The 16,041-nt window shown below is 40.8% G+C and carries 18 protein-coding genes; 1 reads left to right on the top strand and 17 read right to left on the bottom strand.

Features of this window, described 5'->3' with window-relative positions; translation table 11 throughout:
- Positions 1 to 75 precede the first annotated feature (75 nt).
- The 12 genes from ACVRZ8_RS00270 to ACVRZ8_RS00215 all read right to left on the bottom strand — a co-directional run bounded on the left by ACVRZ8_RS00270 (position 76) and on the right by ACVRZ8_RS00215 (position 11,818).
- On the bottom strand, positions 76 to 996 hold the full coding sequence (locus ACVRZ8_RS00270; RefSeq protein ID WP_447447245.1) for a bifunctional riboflavin kinase/FAD synthetase: 921 nt from the start codon (positions 994 to 996) through the stop codon (positions 76 to 78).
- Between the two features lies 1 nt (position 997).
- Positions 998 to 1,879, bottom strand: coding sequence for a tRNA pseudouridine(55) synthase TruB (truB, locus tag ACVRZ8_RS00265; RefSeq protein WP_447447243.1), 882 nt, complete (start codon positions 1,877 to 1,879; stop codon positions 998 to 1,000).
- A gap of 50 nt (positions 1,880 to 1,929) precedes the next feature.
- Complete coding sequence (locus ACVRZ8_RS00260; RefSeq protein ID WP_447447241.1) at positions 1,930 to 2,157, bottom strand: GlsB/YeaQ/YmgE family stress response membrane protein; 228 nt, start codon at positions 2,155 to 2,157, stop codon at positions 1,930 to 1,932.
- 85 nt (positions 2,158 to 2,242) lie between these two features.
- The gene (locus ACVRZ8_RS00255; protein ID WP_447447240.1) at positions 2,243 to 3,604 is read right to left on the bottom strand and encodes a DUF438 domain-containing protein; all 1,362 of its coding nucleotides are present in this window, start codon (positions 3,602 to 3,604) and stop codon (positions 2,243 to 2,245) included.
- Entirely contained in the window at positions 3,604 to 3,840 is a 237-nt protein-coding gene (locus ACVRZ8_RS00250; RefSeq protein ID WP_447447239.1) for a DUF1858 domain-containing protein, read from the bottom strand. Before ACVRZ8_RS00250 ends, ACVRZ8_RS00255 begins: the two co-directional genes overlap by 1 nt.
- Before the next feature lie 68 nt (positions 3,841 to 3,908).
- Positions 3,909 to 4,712, bottom strand: a complete 804-nt coding sequence (locus ACVRZ8_RS00245; protein WP_447447238.1) for a hypothetical protein — start codon at positions 4,710 to 4,712, stop codon at positions 3,909 to 3,911.
- Positions 4,713 to 4,758: 46 nt separating this feature from the next.
- Positions 4,759 to 5,220: a GNAT family N-acetyltransferase gene (locus ACVRZ8_RS00240; RefSeq protein ID WP_447447237.1), complete on the bottom strand. Its 462-nt coding sequence runs from the start codon at positions 5,218 to 5,220 to the stop codon at positions 4,759 to 4,761.
- A gap of 342 nt (positions 5,221 to 5,562) precedes the next feature.
- A complete protein-coding gene (locus ACVRZ8_RS00235) occupies positions 5,563 to 5,841 on the bottom strand; it encodes a hypothetical protein (protein ID WP_447447235.1) in 279 nt (92 codons plus the stop codon).
- Positions 5,842 to 5,847: 6 nt separating this feature from the next.
- Entirely contained in the window at positions 5,848 to 7,449 is a 1,602-nt protein-coding gene (locus ACVRZ8_RS00230) for a DUF2130 domain-containing protein (protein WP_447447234.1), read from the bottom strand.
- A 74-nt stretch (positions 7,450 to 7,523) separates the two neighbouring features.
- The gene (locus ACVRZ8_RS00225) at positions 7,524 to 8,144 is read right to left on the bottom strand and encodes a restriction endonuclease subunit S (RefSeq protein ID WP_447447232.1); all 621 of its coding nucleotides are present in this window, start codon (positions 8,142 to 8,144) and stop codon (positions 7,524 to 7,526) included.
- A 307-nt stretch (positions 8,145 to 8,451) separates the two neighbouring features.
- Positions 8,452 to 11,106 (bottom strand): ABC transporter permease, encoded by a 2,655-nt coding sequence (locus ACVRZ8_RS00220; protein WP_447447230.1) that lies wholly within the window; start codon positions 11,104 to 11,106, stop codon positions 8,452 to 8,454.
- Positions 11,107 to 11,116: 10 nt separating this feature from the next.
- Complete coding sequence (locus tag ACVRZ8_RS00215) at positions 11,117 to 11,818, bottom strand: ABC transporter ATP-binding protein (protein WP_447447229.1); 702 nt, start codon at positions 11,816 to 11,818, stop codon at positions 11,117 to 11,119.
- A gap of 113 nt (positions 11,819 to 11,931) precedes the next feature.
- On the opposite strand from ACVRZ8_RS00215, the gene ACVRZ8_RS00210 reads away from it, so the two are divergent.
- Positions 11,932 to 12,498: a TetR/AcrR family transcriptional regulator gene (locus tag ACVRZ8_RS00210; protein ID WP_447447228.1), complete on the top strand. Its 567-nt coding sequence runs from the start codon at positions 11,932 to 11,934 to the stop codon at positions 12,496 to 12,498.
- Between the two features lie 51 nt (positions 12,499 to 12,549).
- Here ACVRZ8_RS00210 and tpx read toward each other — a convergent pair whose 3' ends face one another.
- From tpx to ACVRZ8_RS00185, 5 genes are all read right to left on the bottom strand, one after another.
- Positions 12,550 to 13,044, bottom strand: a complete 495-nt coding sequence (gene tpx, locus ACVRZ8_RS00205) for a thiol peroxidase (RefSeq protein ID WP_447447227.1) — start codon at positions 13,042 to 13,044, stop codon at positions 12,550 to 12,552.
- Between the two features lie 68 nt (positions 13,045 to 13,112).
- Positions 13,113 to 13,778, bottom strand: coding sequence for a DNA alkylation repair protein (locus ACVRZ8_RS00200; RefSeq protein ID WP_447447226.1), 666 nt, complete (start codon positions 13,776 to 13,778; stop codon positions 13,113 to 13,115).
- The gene (locus ACVRZ8_RS00195) at positions 13,771 to 14,535 is read right to left on the bottom strand and encodes an HAD hydrolase family protein (protein ID WP_447447224.1); all 765 of its coding nucleotides are present in this window, start codon (positions 14,533 to 14,535) and stop codon (positions 13,771 to 13,773) included. Before ACVRZ8_RS00195 ends, ACVRZ8_RS00200 begins: the two co-directional genes overlap by 8 nt.
- Before the next feature lie 55 nt (positions 14,536 to 14,590).
- Positions 14,591 to 15,280 (bottom strand): aspartate/glutamate racemase family protein, encoded by a 690-nt coding sequence (locus tag ACVRZ8_RS00190; protein WP_447447222.1) that lies wholly within the window; start codon positions 15,278 to 15,280, stop codon positions 14,591 to 14,593.
- Positions 15,281 to 15,292: 12 nt separating this feature from the next.
- A complete protein-coding gene (locus ACVRZ8_RS00185; protein WP_447447220.1) occupies positions 15,293 to 16,036 on the bottom strand; it encodes a cyclase family protein in 744 nt (247 codons plus the stop codon).
- Between the last annotated feature and the right edge of the window lie 5 nt (positions 16,037 to 16,041).

Raw genomic sequence — 16,041 nt, 5'->3', positions numbered from 1 at the left:
TCCCTTTCTTCAGTAGTGTAAAATCTAGTATAGAGATACATTTCTCTCCATTATACAATATTTAGGATAGCTTGACTATGATTTCTTAAAATTTTCTGCTGCCAGTTGGTCACTTTTTAGTTGCTTAACGAGGTCGTCAATACCATTAAATTTAACCATATCACGGATTTTATTTAACCAAAAAATTTCAATTTTTTGTCCATAAATATCACTGTCGAAATCAAAAATATTAACTTCCAAGCGCAGCTCTTTCCCTCCGAAAGTGACATTTTTACCAATGCTGGTCATGGAACGATAGCAGCGATCATCTACTTTGACATCTGTCACATAAACACCATCAGGAGGCAGATACGTCCGGTCAATCGGAGCTAAATTTGCAGTTGGAAAGCCAATAGTACGTCCGCGGGCGTCTCCGTGAACAACAATTCCGCGAGTTGAAAATGTATCTCCCAAAAGACGATTTGCTGCCGCAATTTCTCCCTTAGTTATCAATTTTCGGATACGGGTTGATGAAATCTTTTGACCATCCATTTGCACTTCTTTTACTGTGTGGACTTGACCCGAAAAATTACGGGTCAAATAGTCACTATCTGTCCGATTATGGCCAAATTGATAATCAAAACCAACAACTACGTGCTTAGCCAATAGGCGCTCAATATAATTTTTGATAAAATCGTCAGAACTGATTTGAGAAAACTTTGATGTAAAATCGGTCAGATAGATTTTGTCTACACCGCAAGATTCAAACTTGCTATAGCGTTTTTCAGGAGAGGTAAGATGCAGCAAAAGTTCTGGTGAGAAACGAGCAAATATCAGTTTTGGTGACTCATGAAAGGTCAAAACGATTATTTCTAAATTTTCTTTCTCTGCAATTTCTTTTGCTTTGTCAAAAAGAGCCTTATGTCCCAAATGAAGGCCGTCAAAATAACCCAATACTAAAACCGAGGGCTTTTCCTGCTGAATATCATCAGCCTTGTCAATGTGAATTATTTGCATACTAAATCAATACTTTTCTAGGTTTATATAAATGCTCGCGCTTCTCCATTACGGCCAATACCTTGTCATTCAAAAAAGCCGTTATAAGTGCTTCTGAACTGTCCAATTCAACAAAGCGGCCAAAAGAAATATCCTGAGCAATTTCCTCAGAGACTTGAATTTTAGGTAGACCAGAAAGACCGTACTCTACAGGAAGCAAGAAGTCCCAATCTCCCCTAGCTGCTTTTTCTGCAATTTGATTGAGTGACAAAGAAGAACTAAGCTCAAGTCCAGATGAAGCAGTGCGGCACAGAGCAGACATATGGCTCGCATAGCCCAATTTGCCACCAAGATCAACCGATAGAGTACGAACGTAAGTTCCTTTACTGCAGGCCACTTTAAAAGTGAAAACAGCTCTGCTATTTTCATATCTAATTGGTGAGGTGCGGACAAATTCTGAAATCGTCACCTGCCGTTTAGGGCGCTTGACCTCTTCACCAGCGCGAGCATATTCGTAAAGTTTACGTCCTCTGACCTTAACGGCCGAATACATTGGAGGGACTTGAGTTATATCTCCCACAAATTCTGACATGGCTTGATCGATTTGTTCGGCTGTCAAACTGCTGTCAACAGGGGTTACCTCTACTACATCACCACTTGCATCCTCGGTTGTTGTTGAAAAACCAATGGTGATTTCTCCTTCATAAACTTTGCCGGCTTCTGTCATGTATTCGATGACACGGGTTGCCTTGCCAACGGCAATGGGCAAAACGCCTGTCACATCTGGATCAAGTGTTCCGCCATGCCCAATCTTTTTTTCATGGAGAATTCGGCGGAGCTTAAAAACTGCATCATGCGAAGTCATGCCTGCTTCTTTTTTTAAATTAATAATACCATTAATCATAAAATTTATTATAACATATCCTTTATTTTGCCAGAAAAAGACCGGCTTTATTATTTATCTAAAAAGTAGGATGCCACTGCTACAACAATAACGGCACCAAGTATGGCAGGAATTACTGACATACCAGCCAGTGTCGGCCCCCAATAACCAAAGAGAGCTTGACCAACAGAGGCTCCTAGAAGACCAGCAATGATATTCCAAATACAGCCCAGTTTCTTTTTTGTAATAGCGCCAGCAATCATTCCAATTAGAGCGCCGCAAATCAGTGACCAAATCATATCATTTTCCTCCTCAATAGCTATTCACTCCATCATAACATAAAAAAGCTAAGAATACATCTCAGCTCTTTGATGTCCTATGAATTTATATCTCGCGGTTCATGTCGCTATCCAGTTCTAAAAATGGTTTGATGTCTTGCACGTATTCGAGAACACCTTGAAAGTCACCATTGTCATCACGTACAGCAGCATAGGTAACATAGACAAATTTGCCTAAGCGTTCCGATTGGAACCACATCTCCACTTTGTCGCGTTGCCCCGAACGCAGCAGCTGGAAGACTTTTTTGACTTTATCTAAAACCTTGGGCGGATGGCAGAGCTCCACATGACGCCCAATCTGGCTTGGTGTACGTTTAAAGACCATTTCCTTAGCTGGTACACTATCGTTGTAATATTGGAAAATATCGTCCTTATTGACAAAAGTAATCTCCAAAGGCAAGTTATTGAGAATAAGGTTGGCCTCTTCAACTGACAAATAGCCATTGCCAAAGGGCTGAGGGCTGTTGCGGTCAACTGCTTCTTCTGTCTTTTCCTTAGGTGTAAAGGTAATGGTGAACTGACCTTCAGGCGTGTCAATAATGCGTTGGTTGCCTGCTTGGTTTTCGGAAGGTACTTCCTTTAGAGCGTCAGCCAGCTGTTCGTCTGAAGCTTCTGCGCCAGCCTCATTTTCAAAAGACTGACGTTCAGGAACCCACTTTTCAGTCGGTTTAAGGATAGCATAGCCATAAGCATCGCTTTCGCTGGCAATCTGCAGCCAATCGTCCTGCGTGAAAGTCTCAAGGAGAATCATGAGGAGAATGGCCTCTTCCTTGAAAATCATCTCTTCAAACTCTTTGGCAAAGATTTCAAATTTTTCAGACAGCTCAGAAATCATCACATCAGGCAGTTTTTCCAAAGCTGACTTAGCTTCCTTGAACAAATCACGAATTTCGTCATCAACGCCCCACATAACCTTGGGCGGCGAGTCATGCCCATAACGCTCCATGACAGGAAAGAAAAGCTTTTCCTTACGGGTGTAGTGATTGTGAAACTGCCCCAGCAAATCAAATTGATGCCTGAGTCCTTTGAGGATCTCCTGACGGAATTCTTCGTTTTCCGGCTTGGCATAGTTATCAATAATCCGACGAATGCGCATAAGTGCTGCGCGCAAAGCTAAATTTTCATCTTTGAACACCTTGACAGGATGCCCTTCCTGCTCTGTATCCGGCACATCAACGTCGGCAATAGCTCCCTTGAAGAGATTGGCATGGACATTACAAAGTCCCATGACATCTTCAAAAGTAATGCCAGTATCCGAATTCATGAGCTCATGTTCCATCATGGAAATTTCAATGGCAGAAACCCCTTGAAAATGCTGGTTAAAACGCTCCTGAACCGACTCTGCACTGGCACCGTGGTGCAGCTCAAGCAGAATTTCCTTTAAAATCTGAACGCGCTCATCTGCCATCACTCATCATCTCCTATGACTTCATAGCCGTTAAATTCCAGAGTCTGTCTGATTGTCTTCAGCGGAATGCCGGTCATTTTGGAGCCGGTTTTTAGAGAAGTCACCTTGCCGACAGTATTGAGCATGGCAGGGTTAGCCAAAGGCTTAAAGCCAAGCTCGACCAGAATATCCTTGACCTCCGGATGTTCCTGAATGGTCTCGGCAACAGGTTTTGATAAATCTATCGTGTTGTTCATAACATACCTCGTTTCATGTTTCCTATTATACCGCAGAAAGCACCGCCTGTCGAATGCAGCTTGGGATTTTAATGTGCGTTCAGTCTGGCCTCAAAAACCCGATAAAGCTGCTCCAGCCGCTGCTCTTCTTCAGCATCCAGATTCTCTTCTGTCAGCAGATACTCTTCTATAACAGGCAAAAATGCCTGAGCCAATTCCCTGCTGCTTAGCCAAGCTGTCATCTGCCGATTGAAAGCAGGATTTACCGAGAAAGAATAATGAAACTGGGCATAGTCTTTGGTGAAATAGCAGAACAAATCTTCTAAACTCCACATAGCCTTCACCTTGTCAGATTTTTCCAGCCATAAATCCAAATCCAGCAGCTGTTTGGTCTCCAGACCAGCCAAATCAAACATAACCAAGTAAACAGCAGGGCTGTCAATATCCTTGATTTCAGAGTCTGCATTGATGGCATCAATCATAAAGCGGACAGAAAACCGCTTCATAAAATCTAGCTCCTCTGCCCGCCAGATATCCTTTTCAAAATGACACCTCTCCAGATTGAGTGAGTCGTCCACCCTGATATACTCGTATCCGGCACACAATTCCAAAATCCTCGGAAGAAAATGCTTGATTTGATAACCTTCTTCGTCATTATTGACTGCCTCAAGGTATTCAAATATCAACTCTCTGCTGATTTCTCTGACAGGCGTGGAAATCAGCCGCCGCACATTTTCCTCTGTAATACAGACCGGACAGGTACAAAGGGATAGCTGCCCTTTTAAATTATAGGAAAACAGCTGATAAGCCTCCTCCAAGAGCGACCGCATTTCCGGACTCAAGAAGGCTTTTTGAGGTTCTGGCGATCTCGTTTTTCTTTTGTTCTTTGTCATCTTTCTGCTCCTATGTGCTGACAGGCAAAGTGCCGCTAATCACCAGCTAAATCGCTTCCTGCTTCTCCTCTAGCTCCAGCTTGTAGCCGTAACTTGCTTTTTCAAAGCCATAGGTCTCATAAAAAGCGTGGGCTCCTTTTCGCTGCGAAACTATTCCGCTGTTTAAGGCCAAAGCCTTTGCGCTTTCAGATAAAGCCTTTGCTTTGACCGCATCCAGCAGGCGGCTGGCAATTCCCTGACGCCGATAATCCTCTGATACCGCCAAGGCCAGAATCCGATAATAAGACCCGTCATACTCAAAAAAATACATTCTGGCATAGCCAATAAAGGCGACAAGCTGACCGCCGCACTCTGCTGCCAGCAGATGGTAGTCTTCGTGAGACAACAGACCGGCCAGACGATTCCGCAGCTCGTCAGCCCTTGTCGGATAGCCCAGCTGCTCATAAAGAGGAAGCAAGGCCTCCGTGTCAGTCTCTTTAAAATCCCGAATTGTAATCTTATCTTTCATTTGTCCAACTTCCTTTCAAAATAATGCTGATAAATGGTCACCGCCAGCTGGCGTTTCTTCTTGATGATTAGGTCAATCTCGTCTTCTCTATTTGCCATGAGAGCAGCCCATAAAAGAATTAACAAACCTGCCCCAGCATAAGGTAAATCTTTGACAGATATGGACAAAATATTAAGAACTTGTACTCATAAGAATTTTTGTGACAGTCTGCCTTAAGTGGTGGGGACGGCAGCGACCGACTACGTCGTTCCATGCCTAATTTTCGAGCCTAAGATCTCGAAAATCCCCACGATTGTTGCCCGAAACAGGCAACAATCTCATCACCACGGCGGCACTGTCGTCTTAGCGACCTTTCGGTCGCTTTTTTCTACCTATATCATTCAGATGAATTTTGTGAATATAGGTTCTAAGAACATTCAGCAAGAAAAGCAATACGGGATAAGCTACAATAACTCCCAGCAGTAATTTTATACGTCCATTCCAAATCTTCTTACGCACTTCTGGATAAACAAGCTGCCATTCTTGATGGAATGTTTCTTTCCCCTCTTGTGGTAATTTTGATACAATCCGATCAATTTCAGCAAATTTAGTTGATTGTAACCATTCAGTTGTCAAATCCATTTTAAATCACCCTTTTAAATCCTCAAACTTAGCCTTCATGGTTGGGTTTTTACGGGTTAGTTTTTTGACAGAGACATCGTCTAGTTTATTGTTAGCCAAGCGCAATTGATTTTCCGAAGTTGTTAAGGCTGCCTTGACAGCTTCCATGCGTTTAATGGCCTTATCAATCTCATCAATGGCTTTTTGGAAATTTTTACTGGCTGAATTATAGTTCTTGGCAAAAGCATTTTTGAAGGTTTCCAAATCATCTTCAAAATGCGTGATATCAATGTTCTGCTCACGTACCAAAGCCAACTCCTGCTTGTACTTGAGAGAATTCAGCGCCGCATTGCGTAAAAGTCCAATCAGCTGAATAAAGAACTGCGGTCGCACCACATACATCTTCTCGTATTCATGGCTGACATCAACAATACCTGTGTTAAAGTAGTCATTATCAGCCTCCAGCATGGTTACCAGAACGGCATACTCACACTTTTTCTCACGGCGATCCTTATCAAGTTCCTTGTAAAAATCACTGTTTTTATGCTTGGTTTTGGTCGTGTCTGCTTCATTTTTCATCTCAAACATGATGGAAAGAATCTCAACTCCATTCTCATCAGCTTCACGAAAAATAAAGTCTCCCTTGGAACCAGAAGCAGATGACACCTCATTATCCTTGCCAAAATAAGCGTTAGGAAAGGCATATGAACGAACTTTGTTGAACTCGCTTTCTGCATAAACTTCCAAACTCTCACCGATAGCCTTGGTGGATTGCTGCGCTTTGAAATTTTTATAAAACTCAACTTGCTCATTAGCAGCCTTAAGTTGCACTTCGTAATCGCTACGCACCGAAGATAATTGCAATTCTGCTTCTTTCTCTTGCAGCGCTAATTGATTTTTGGCTTCATCGCGTTCTTTTTCAACATCGGCTAGAGATTTCTGTAAGGTATTAGCGTGCTCTAGATTATTCTTATCAAGCTGTGCCTGCAAGTTCTGCACTTCCTTATCCTTTTCAGATAAGGCATTAGCAAGCTCCAGCGCACTCTTGTCAGATAACTTATCTAATTGCGCCTTGAGTTCCAGCAACTCTTGGTCTTTTTCAGCTAGGGCATCCTTAATTTTTAGCTGAGTTTGCTCTGAAGATACCTCCAGCTGTGTGCTAAGTTTAGCAACTTCTTCATTCTTTTCTGCCAATTCCTTATCTTTGAGTGTCAGAGCTTTTTGTTTTTCCTGTTCTAACTGGATAGTTAGATCTTTTAATTCCTGTTCCTTGTTAGTCAAGGCTTCTTTAGCCTCAAAATCCTTAAGGGATTGCAAGTTATCTATCTCTGCTTTTAGAGCTGTAATTTCTTGGTCTTTTTGGGATAAAGCACGCTGACTTTCTAGCTCTAAGCTTTGCTTTAGTTGTTCTAGCTGCGTTGATAATTCTGTAATTTCCTGTTCCTTTTGGGTCACCTGTGACTGCAGATCATTTTTAGCTTTTTCTTCCAAAAGCGCCGTTTCTCGTTCTAAACGCTCATGAATCTCTTTTTCAAACTCTGCCCCTCGCACTTGAGCCAAAAGCTGACTGTATTCCGTTTCATTAATGGTAAAAACCGTTCCACAGTGCGGACATTTGATTTCGTTCATAGTTTTATCTCCTAAGTTCTAGTAAATTCATTATACCAAAAGGCACCGCCATAGCAGTGCCTCTAGCAATTAAATTAGATATCTAATAGTGCATCTACAACCGTTTCTTGGATATTTTTCCACTCCTGCTCGGCACGAATGAGTTTACGTTGATAATCGGCACGGCCACGTAAGTAGGCTGCAATTTGATAGTCCTGTTTAACCAAAGGGATAACAGGCACCTGAATATCTAAAAGATCCTTTGTTGACAAATTTAGCACAGCTTTGCCCTTGTCCGCATAATCCAAATATGCTTTCCCGATTTCTGTTTCCAAGAAAAACTTAATATAGTAGCCGCGCAGCTTTTCCTTAGGACGAAGAATCGTAATGTTAGACGAAGCAACGACTTCTCGTCCTTCTTGTGCTTCAAAAACAGCTACTTTTTGAACGGTTCCTTTAGAAGCAATGAGGACATCTCCATCTTCTAAAATGAACTTAAGCAGTTTACGGCGTTCTCCCTGAAAGGTTTTCAGCTGATTATAAGCAATCCCTAGTTCGGTCATATCAGATAAATTGATGACAGCAAAATCACCCGGCTCAGCTTTTCCAGAAATAGCTTTGCCTTTAAACTGTTCCGTAGCTTCTCCTAAACGAACAAGATTTTTATGACTAGCTTCGTAATCTATAAGAATTTGCGGTCTTCTTTTTTCGATCATAGTCACTCCTTTATATTTCAGTATAAAATCTAAGTATTTGTATACTATTATAGTTCGAATCTCACTTTTTTTCAAGTGAAAATACTATTTTAATTCAGAAAAATAAAGAAGAAATCTTCACGATAGTATTCATATACTTTTTCCTTTTTTCATCAATTCGATAGAGTTTTTCCCATTATCAGCTCTGCTATATTCCGATAAAAATTAGCGGTGCTGTTTCAGTCATTGTTTTGTTCCTATACGCTGTTGGTATGACTAGATAAAGAATCCTCAAGTGATCTAAAATCATCTTGAGGTCTTTAAAATATTAATCAACCGATTTAAGAGCTTCCAGCATGTTCACTCTTTTGAGTGTATGGTTTACTAACCAGCCAAGGCTCGTCAAAATAATGATAATTGTTAATACAGGAATGGCATAAACATACCAGTCCACAGATTTTTCAAAGATAATATTATCCCCGCCCATTTGACTGATTAAGAAGCGGTGCAAGGCAAATCCACCCGCTATTCCGGTCAAAATACCAACAATAGACAAGGTAATGGTTTCGCGATAGATGTACATAGTTACTTCTTTATTATGAAAACCAAGAACTTTTATCGTTGACAGCTCCCGAATACGCTCTGCAACATTGATAGTGGTTAAATTATAAAGAATAACGATAGCCATAAGGATAGATACGACAATCAAAATCATCATGACTCCGCTCAAGGAATGAACAACCTTTTCTAAAGTTTTGGTCATCGCAATATTCTGTGAGACTCCTGTCACACCACCTAAAGCGAGCAGATCCGTAGCAAGTTTTTCAACATTGCTGTCTGATTCATCTTTTGCTTTCAACAAATAAGCATTTGGAGTCGTATTTTCATGATACACTTTTTCATAATAGCTTTGGGTCATGAAGATAAAATGCCCCGTGTAAAGCTCTGCGATTCCTGAAACTTTCAAAGATACTTTACGTCCATTGTTATCTGTATAAGTGAATTTATCACCCACTTTAACGCCGTAAAGCTCTGCTAATTTTTCAGAAATAATCACACCGTCATTGGAAAGACTAAGTTTATCTCCGTTTACTGCACTTAAATTAACTAAACCAGAGAAATCCTTTTTGGGGGTTACCAGAGCAGTTACAGTTTGATCCTCTGTGACTCCTTTAATTGACTGTTGGGTTGATTCGTAATACAGGTTTAGTGATTTACTAAATTTGTCAGAAGCAATAGCTTTTTCAACAGTATCTTTTTCATCAGATGAAGCTTTGCTATTTTCAGCAACAATCATATCGTAGGTTAAGCTGTTGCCAAACTGGCTTTCGACCACTCCTGAAATGGAAGATTGAATACCTAGTCCGGCAAATAAGAGGGCAACCGAACCTGCCACCCCAAAGATGGTCATCAACATACGCTGTTTGTAACGGAAGATATTTCTCACCGTCACCTTATGCGTGAAGCTCAGCCGTTTCCATAGAAAGGTTAGGCGTTCTAGGAAGATTTTAGAGCCCGATACGGGTGGTTTAGGGAGTAAGAGATGAGCTGGTTTTTCGGCTAACTCACGATAAGCGATCCAAAAGGCTGGTAAAACACTTGATATTAAAGCTAAAACAAAGGCAAGACAAATATACTGCGCAAATGGTGAGAGTTTGAGGTTATTCAGCGTTAAACTGCTCATACTAATATTGCCGATACTATAAGGAAGGTAATAAGTTCCCGCAAAAACGCCTAAAATGGTTCCCAAGAGACCAGCAGCAAGTCCGTAAATGACAAACTTACGAATAATATCGCGATTTGAATAACCAAGCGCTTTAAGAATACCAGAATTCTGCCGTTCTTCATCTACAAACCGAGTCATTGTAGTAAAGGTTACCATAGCAGCAACTAAGTAAAGGACAAGCGGAAAAATATTGGCCACGACTGAGATACTTTGCGAACTTGATGAAAAGGTCGTGTAACCCTCGCCGCCTGGAATAGTCGAACGCGTATAACTTGTATAATCTGGTTCAGTCAGATTATTCATATCGTCTTGAGCAGAGGAGATTTTTCGTTCGGCTTCTGCAATCTGGCTTTCGCTTGCTGCTTTTTGTGTCTGATAAGCTTGCTTTTGGGCTTCGGTCATGCGGCTGCTGGCCACAGCGTATTGATTGGCTGCTGTTGTTAATTGCGCTTTAGCACTGTCAACCTTAGCCTGAGCCTCATCAATTTCTTCCTGAGCGTCAGCTTTTAAACTGGCTAAACGAACAGATCCATTATCAGAGAGCATGTCATTTAGCTTTTTTTGATGCTCTGCTAATTTTTTCTTATAACTTTCTTTGAAAGGATTAAGTCCTTCAAGGTTATTGTAGGTGATGCGAGCAATACCATAAACATCACTGTCAAAAGCTTCAGGTGTAACTACTGCATAAGCAGCCAAACTGCCATCTCCTGCTGTCGAACTGCCTAGACTGGTTTTGGAGAGAATTTCCGAAGAATTAATAAATCCTGTAATCGTATAAGTCTTATTTTTTAAGCTTGAATCGCTACCAGTCTCAAAGCTAATGCTGTCGCCTATTTTATAATGCTTGCCATAGGTGTTAGACAGAGCAATCTCATTGTCTTTTTTGGGAAAGCGTCCTGATACCAGTTCATATTTGGAAATATGATAGGAATTATCATAAGAGAAGATACGTATAGCGTCAGAGCTGTTTTTAACGGTTACATCACTTAAATAGCCATACTCGACAGTAGCGTCCTTGATAGACGACAGCTCTTTTTGATCCTCTTTACTTAAACCATAGTCTGCCATGACTGTTAGATTCATGGTATTATACTTGTCAAAATAAGCACTGGCCGTTGCTTGCATATCGGGCGTTGTTGATTTGAGACCTACCAAGGCAAAGGAGCCTAACAGCATCAAAAGTGTGATAGAAATAAAGCGTCCCATTGATCCTGTGATAGCTTTTCGCACATCTTTCCAATAAATTTTCTTAGACATGTGCCGCCTCCTAGTATTCTAAAGTCGCAATATCTTGCGGATTGTCATTTACTTTGATGGATTTGACTGTCGCATCACGCATGTGAATAACACGGTCTGCAATCGGAGCCAAGGCAGAGTTGTGAGTCACAATGATAACTGTCGCCCCTTGACTGCGTGACATATCCTGTAAAATTTGAAGAACCTGTTTACCCGTCTGATAGTCCAATGCTCCTGTTGGTTCATCGCAGAGCAGAATCTTGGGTTTCTTAGCCACTGCACGCGCGATAGAAACACGCTGCTGTTCACCGCCAGACAGCTGCGCTGGAAAATTATTGATACGGTTTTCCAGCCCAACTTCTTTAAGAATATCTACCGGATCCATCGCATCTTTAACTATTTCTGAAGCCAGTTCCACATTTTCCTTAGCCGTCAGATTGGCCACCAAATTATAAAATTGAAAAACAAAGCCTACATCATCACGGCGGTAATTCGTTCGTTGATGAGAATTGAACTGTGCAATATCCGTTCCGTCAATAATAATTTGTCCCTCATCGTTGGTATCCATCCCTCCCAAGATATTAAGCAAGGTAGATTTACCAGCACCTGAAGAGCCTAGAATGATAACCAGCTCTCCTTTTTCAATCTCAAAATTGACATCTTGGTTAGCAGCAATCACTGTATCACCCATATGATAGCGTTTTGAGGAATGTTTCACTTCAATATAAGACATAAAATATTCTCCTTATTTAGACATATTGTTGATTTATGACAGGGAATATTATATAATCAGTTTGTTGATTTAACAAGAACAAAAATGAACAATATGTTGAATTAAGGAGTTTTATGGCACAAAAACGACATACTGAGAGTAAAAATTACCTCAAAGAGGCTCTAACCCGTCTGCTGAACGAGAAACGTTTTGAAGACATTACCATTTCTGATTTAAGTAAAACAGCAGGTCTTAACCGAGGGACATTTTATCTTCATTATACAGATAAATATGATATGCTGGATCAGCTCAAGCAGGAAACCTTGAGCAATCTATCTGCTATTTTTGAACGTTCTGACGATCAAGACAATACCCGCGGTATTATTCTTGCCATCTTTAATTACATTGAGAGTGATTTGGACTTTATCGTCGCCATCTCAAAAACCTCTTATGTGAATTTCGGAGAAACGATCAAAACTTTTGTTTACACTCATCTCAGCGCTATTCCCAATATTGAAGAAATCATAACAAACCATTACCGTGTTCCGTTTCAATATGCTATTGAAGTTTATCTGGCCAGCGTAGAAAGTTTGGTTTCTTTTTGGCTGAAAAATGGTGCCAAGGAAAACGCTCAGGAAATTACAGATATTATCTTTAGAGCATTGAGCCTTGACCAGTTGGAAGACGAAATTGACCTCTAAAAAAACAGTGCCGGAAAATATTTTCCGACACTGTTTTTAGATAAGAAGTGATTAACTTAAGGCTTTTACGGCTTCAATAGCTACTTGATAATTTGGTTCTGTATTGATATTTTCCAAGTATTCTGTATAGGTAACAATGTTATTTTCGTCCAAAACGAGAACCGCACGCGCCAGAAAATGCCATTCTTCCATAAGAACACCATAAGCCTTTCCGAAAGAATTATCGTAGAAATCCGACAGCATAACAGCATTTTCCAATCCTTGTGCTCCGCACCAGCGTGCCTGCGCAAATGGCAAATCAACAGATACTGTAATAACTACTGTATTTTCTAAATCAGATAGTTCCTTATTGAAAGTACGCGTCTGAGTTGAGCAGATACCGGTATCAATAGATGGTACAACTGAGATGACTTTCTTTTTACCAGCAAAATCACCCAGACTTTTCTGTGTCAAATCCGTTGCCATCAGCTTAAAATCACTAGCAGTATCACCCACCTGTAACTGACTGCCCAAAAGCGTAACTGGTTTTCCGATAAAAGTTGTCATTTCAAATCCTCCTCACTTTAGTTACTTTCATTGTAGCCAATTTCAAAGAATTTCTCTAATGATTTGCCTCAAAATGACACGTATTTGCTTCCTTCGCGAATGGATAGCGGAGCCATGTGCGCCTCATATTTTTGGATAAAATTACGCACCCAGTCAGGATTAGACTTGGAATAGTCTCTCAAAGCCCAGCCTATAGCCTTATTGATAAAGAATTCCTGACTTCCAAAGTTTGCCACGAGAATGTCTTCAAGCAAATCTGGATTTGTCTTATCCTTTCGACTAAGCTGATGTTCAATAGCGAGGCGTCTTATCCAAAAATCTTCATCTCTAGCCCAATTTCTCATGACCTCGTCAACCCGACAATCCGTTAAACCAATGTTGCCGATAATTTGATTTAAGAAATCAATAGAATCCCACCACTGCTGGCTTCTAGCATAATTTTCAAGTTTAGAAATATCTTCAAAAGTGAGGTATTTTTTCAGGGCACGTAAATAATCTCCGACAAAATAGTGACATTCACGGTGGTCATCTTGCCAGCATTGATCTAGCAAATCCCAATCAATTTCCCCACACTTTCTCTCCTCTTTCAAGAAGGCTTGTGTTGCAGCGCGACGCTTTGGTGTTGGAATACCAAAGAATAAAAAATGATTTTTCATATAAGCTGCCATTTGATGAGCTTTATCAGCGTCAGCATTCTCTTCAAAAAGACGATAGATGGTTTCAAATTTAGTCATGACGATAAACTTCAAAAAGCGCTTCAATTTTGGGAACAATAGCGGAGCTATCAGCTGACACGCGCTCATCCGCATAAGGCCCTAAAGAGGCGAACTGACCGACTTGCACTGCGTAGCTAGCCGCTTTAAACATAGCAATATCATTTTTATCATTACCAAATGCGACAAAATTCCTTCCAATTCTATCAACAATAGTCGTTGCCTTATTGGTTGCATAAGGATTGAGATAGAGGCATTTTTCATGTTCGTGGTAATCCACATCAATGCTGCCTATCTTCTGCAATTCTTGACAGAAGGGCTCTACAACCTCCTCATGGTCTCCCATGAAAATAACCATTTTAATCGGATTTTCCAGCTCTGCTATTGCCAAATGTTTAGCCAACTTTAAAGGATCAACGCTAGCAATAAAAGGTATTTTTTCACCCTTGAAATAAGCATAATTAAAATCGTCATCCACAAAATATGGCAATCGATAATAATGGCACCAGTCAAGAGCAGATTGATAAGCTTGTGTTTCCAAATGACTATGAAAAACAAGCTTACTTTCTTCATAAATCAACCCACCATTAAGTCCAATGACCAAGTTTTGCGACAAGACAGGACCCAGCACATCAATGCAATCACGATAAGAACGAGCCGAAGCAAAAATAACATCGTGCCCATAGTTTTGGGCGCTAATCAGCACTTTCTCAATCTCCTTGTCAATGGTCATCCGATCAAAACATAAGGTTCCATCTAAATCAAATACAAATTTCATAGGTCTATTATAGCAAAATAGAACCCAAAATACCGCTTATCTTGCAGTTAGGAGCTTACATTTTAACACTAAGACTATCTACCAAAGCAGCAATATGATGCGGAATAACATCTATGATTTCAACAGGCAGTTCTAGCCCTGAAAATGCCAGAGGCAGCTCTGTACAAGCTAAAACAACTGCATCAGTACCCTCTAATGCTGCTTCTTCAACAATGCGGGCAAAAGCGGCCTGAGTCTCCTTAGTAATGATGCCGTGTTCCAATTCACTGGAAATCTTTTCTGCAATATAGATGGCATCTTTTCGTTTAGGGGTCACAATTTCTACCTCAGAACCATTAAAAGCTTTCTGAAAGAAGCCTTGTTGCATGGTGATTTGAGTGCCTAATAACAGAACCTTACGATAACCTGCCTTTTCAACAGCCTGACGAGTACTGTCTAAAATACTAATCAAAGGCAAGGGAGAGAGTTTTATCAATTTTTCATAAACCACATGAGGTGTTACTGCTGTCAAAGCGGCCACTTCTGCACCAGCTGCTTTGAGGGCATATACACCGCGCAGCAGATAATTGGTCAGATTACCGTATTCCTTGTGCTGGCAATAATCCAAAACTTCAAAAACACTAAGGGATTCGATAGATAAATTAGGGAAATGTCCTGTCTTTTGAAAAACTTGTTGGGTAATTTCTTTATAATAAATCAAGGTGGATTCGGGTCCTGTACCTCCAATGAGTCCAATTTTTTTCATTTTTCCTGCTTTCTAGTTCTCAGTCACATAAGCTATTGCTCTGACTGGAGAACCTGTTGCCTTTTCCCAGTGAGGATAGGCAATTGTAATAAAACTGCCTGTAGCTGGCACCTGATCCAAATGCGCTAAAACTTCCAGCTGATAAATTCCTTGTTCCAACAAATAATATTCTTGACGAAGAGCTCCGCCGTTTGCTGCTGCCTCCTGACCGCTGTCTGTATCAAGCGTTTCATGACCAACAGCCTTGACGCTGCGCTGATGAATGAGAAATTCCAAAGCTTCATGGCTCCAGCCTGGAGTCTGCTGATTGCCGTTTTCATCTAAATTGCGAATGGCATCTTGATTTGGCCAGCGTTTTGACCAATCCGAACGAAAAGCTACAAAGCTGTCTTTTTCGATCTGGCCATGCTTTTGCTCAAACGCTAGAATATCTTCTTTGGTCAGTTGATAATTAGGATTTTCAGCCACAGCTGCCGATTTATCAATAACATACAAAGGCAAAAATAAATCTTCCAATGGCAGTTCATCCAGCCACTTTCCTCCTGCAACAAAATGAATGGGCGCATCAATATGGGTACCATACTGTCCAACTACCGTAAACTGCTGCACATGAAAACCATCTTTAAGAGTAAAGACATCCTTTTTTTCAAGAGCAGGCAAGGCTGGAAAATGAGGGCTGCTTTCTGTGATTTGGTGGGTCAAATCAACCAATCGCGCATTTTTAAAGGTCAAATAAGCTTCTTGTAAAGTCGTCATAGATA

This window comes from Streptococcus dentiloxodontae, from assembly GCF_053206925.1.
The sequence above is the reverse complement of the archived record's forward strand: the minus strand, read 5'-3'. Positions and strand labels throughout refer to the sequence as shown.

Excerpts from the sequence above, each read along its gene's own strand:
- ACVRZ8_RS00230 (WP_447447234.1), bottom strand. The coding sequence starts at position 7,449 with ATGAACGAAATCAAATGTCCGCACTGTGGAACGGTTTTTACCATTAAT.
- ACVRZ8_RS00195 (WP_447447224.1), bottom strand. The coding sequence starts at position 14,535 with ATGAAATTTGTATTTGATTTAGATGGAACCTTATGTTTTGATCGGATG.
- ACVRZ8_RS00215 (WP_447447229.1), bottom strand. The coding sequence starts at position 11,818 with ATGTCTTATATTGAAGTGAAACATTCCTCAAAACGCTATCATATGGGT.
- truB (WP_447447243.1), bottom strand. The coding sequence starts at position 1,879 with ATGATTAATGGTATTATTAATTTAAAAAAAGAAGCAGGCATGACTTCG.
- ACVRZ8_RS00245 (WP_447447238.1), bottom strand. The coding sequence starts at position 4,712 with ATGACAAAGAACAAAAGAAAAACGAGATCGCCAGAACCTCAAAAAGCC.
- ACVRZ8_RS00235 (WP_447447235.1), bottom strand. The coding sequence starts at position 5,841 with ATGGATTTGACAACTGAATGGTTACAATCAACTAAATTTGCTGAAATT.
- ACVRZ8_RS00220 (WP_447447230.1), bottom strand. The coding sequence starts at position 11,106 with ATGTCTAAGAAAATTTATTGGAAAGATGTGCGAAAAGCTATCACAGGA.
- ACVRZ8_RS00270 (WP_447447245.1), bottom strand. The coding sequence starts at position 996 with ATGCAAATAATTCACATTGACAAGGCTGATGATATTCAGCAGGAAAAG.
- ACVRZ8_RS00240 (WP_447447237.1), bottom strand. The coding sequence starts at position 5,220 with ATGAAAGATAAGATTACAATTCGGGATTTTAAAGAGACTGACACGGAG.
- tpx (WP_447447227.1), bottom strand. The coding sequence starts at position 13,044 with ATGACAACTTTTATCGGAAAACCAGTTACGCTTTTGGGCAGTCAGTTA.
- ACVRZ8_RS00260 (WP_447447241.1), bottom strand. The coding sequence starts at position 2,157 with ATGATTTGGTCACTGATTTGCGGCGCTCTAATTGGAATGATTGCTGGC.
- ACVRZ8_RS00225 (WP_447447232.1), bottom strand. The coding sequence starts at position 8,144 with ATGATCGAAAAAAGAAGACCGCAAATTCTTATAGATTACGAAGCTAGT.
- ACVRZ8_RS00250 (WP_447447239.1), bottom strand. The coding sequence starts at position 3,840 with ATGAACAACACGATAGATTTATCAAAACCTGTTGCCGAGACCATTCAG.
- ACVRZ8_RS00255 (WP_447447240.1), bottom strand. The coding sequence starts at position 3,604 with ATGGCAGATGAGCGCGTTCAGATTTTAAAGGAAATTCTGCTTGAGCTG.
- ACVRZ8_RS00210 (WP_447447228.1), top strand. The coding sequence starts at position 11,932 with ATGGCACAAAAACGACATACTGAGAGTAAAAATTACCTCAAAGAGGCT.
- ACVRZ8_RS00185 (WP_447447220.1), bottom strand. The coding sequence starts at position 16,036 with ATGACGACTTTACAAGAAGCTTATTTGACCTTTAAAAATGCGCGATTG.
- ACVRZ8_RS00190 (WP_447447222.1), bottom strand. The coding sequence starts at position 15,280 with ATGAAAAAAATTGGACTCATTGGAGGTACAGGACCCGAATCCACCTTG.
- ACVRZ8_RS00200 (WP_447447226.1), bottom strand. The coding sequence starts at position 13,778 with ATGACTAAATTTGAAACCATCTATCGTCTTTTTGAAGAGAATGCTGAC.